Raw genomic sequence first — 1,515 nt, 5'->3', positions numbered from 1 at the left:
TGAGAACGGCGGTGCGAAATTAGTCCACGGAAGCGGCGGCTTGGTGCTGCTGCGGGCGGTGTAAAAGTCGTCCACCTTTTCCCTTTCTGTGGTTGCAGGGAGGGCGGGAGGATCTACAGCGTGGAACTATATCTGAAGGTGCGTCAGGCCTGCGCGGCGGGCATGAGCCAGCGTCAGGCGGCGAAGGAATTCAACATCTCCCGCGATACGGTTGCGAAGATGATGATGTTCTCGGTGCCGCCGGGTTATCGGCGGAAGGCCGAGGTCAGGCGGCCGAAGCTTGAGCCGTTCATTCCGATCATCGACGCGTGGCTTGAGGCGGATCGCCATATGCCGCGCAAACAGCGACACACGGCAAAGCGGGTATTCGACCGGCTCCGCGAGGAATGCGGGTTCACCGGCGGTTACACGATCATCAAGGATTACATTCGGGAGCGGGAGAAGCGTCGGCAGGAAGTATTTGTGCCGCTGGCGCATCCGCCGGGTCATGCGCAGGCCGATTTTGGCGAGGCGCAGGTCAGGATTGGTGGTATTGAGCAGAAAGCTCATTTCTTCGTTCTGGACCTGCCGCATAGCGATGCCTGCTATGTCAGGGCCTATCCGGCGGCGGTGGCCGAAGCCTGGGTCGACGGCCATATCCATGCCTTTACCTTCTTCGGCGCGGTTCCGCAGTCGATCGTCTATGATAATGACCGATGCCTGGTGGCAAAGATCCTGCCCGACGGCACCCGCAAACGGGCGGAACTGTTCAGCGGGTTCCTGTCGCACTACCTGATCCGGGATCGCTATGGCCGTCCGGGCAAGGGCAATGACAAGGGGAAGGTCGAGGGGTTGGTCGGCTATTCCCGACGCAACTTCATGGTGCCGATGCCCGAGTTTGCAACCTGGGAGGCATTCAACCTCTGGCTGGAGGAGCAATGCGAGCGTCGCCAGCTCGATGTTCTGCGCGGCGAAAGCGATACCATCGGCGCGCGGTTGCAACACGATCTGGCAGCGATGCGCCCATTCCCGGCCGCGCCTTTCGAGGCCTGTGATCAGGACAATGGGCGAGTCTCGTCCCAATCTCTGGTGCGCTACAAGACTAATGACTACTCGGTGCCGGTCGCCTTCGGACATCAGGATGTCTGGATCCGGGCCTATGTCGACACGGTGGTCATCGGTTGCCGTGGGGAAGTGATCGCCCGCCATCCCCGGTGCTGGGATCGTGACGAGATCGTCTTCGACCCGATCCATTACCTGCCGCTGCTGGAACAGAAGATCAATGCGCTTGAGCAGGCAGCGCCGCTTCAGGGCTGGGACCTTCCCGAAGAGTTCGCGACACTGCGCCGGCTGATGGAGGCCCGCATGAACCGGCATGGCCGCCGCGAATACGTCCAGGTTTTACGGCTGCTGGAAACCTTCGATCTGGCCGATCTCCAGGTCGCCGTGAAGCAGGCGCTCCACATGGGTGCAATCGGCTTCGACGCTGTGAAGCATCTCCTGTTGTGCCGGGTGGAACGCCGACCGCCCAGGCTG

At 61.5% G+C, this 1,515-nt stretch carries 1 protein-coding gene; it reads left to right on the top strand.

Annotated features, from left to right (window positions below):
* Nucleotides 1-120: 120 nt before the first annotated feature.
* The coding region (istA, locus tag C9E81_RS22580; protein ID WP_122114598.1) for an IS21 family transposase at nucleotides 121-1,515 on the top strand (1,395 nt) is incomplete at its 3' end.

Origin of the sequence: Paracoccus alkanivorans (assembly GCF_003697785.1) — a bacterium.
Classification (GTDB): Bacteria; Pseudomonadota; Alphaproteobacteria; order Rhodobacterales; family Rhodobacteraceae; genus Paracoccus; species Paracoccus alkanivorans.
The sequence above is the reverse complement of the archived record's forward strand: the minus strand, read 5'-3'. Positions and strand labels throughout refer to the sequence as shown.